Annotated in this window: 1 protein-coding gene; it reads left to right on the top strand. The window is 46.9% G+C overall.

What is annotated here, in order from left to right; genetic code table 11:
• On the top strand, positions 1-307 hold a 307-nt coding region (locus CVN76_RS02585), incomplete at both ends, for an AMP-binding protein (protein ID WP_198512450.1).

The raw sequence follows: 307 nt of genomic DNA, 5'->3' as shown, positions 1-307 counted from the left end.
TATTGACGGCGTCATCACCATCCATGCCCTATTTTATCTCGGTGTGAAGATCGTGATGCTGAATAATAAATTAACGGCAAAGGAATTGTCGTGGCAGGTCGAGGACAGCGGTGCTTCCTATTTGCTCTCTGAAGGCTCCTTCGCAAGCAAGCTTGATGATATGGCGGGGAATCTTCTTGAGTTGCCCCTTCTTTTTTTCGAACAATTGCCAAATGAAAGAACGGCAGAGATCCTTCAGGAGTTTTATCTGGAGGATACCGCTACGATCATGTACACATCGGGCACGACAGGAAATCCAAAGGGTGTG

Source organism: Bacillus sp. mrc49 (assembly GCF_002803435.1).
Note: the sequence above shows the minus strand (reverse complement) of the source record. Positions and strands in the feature narration are given on the sequence as shown.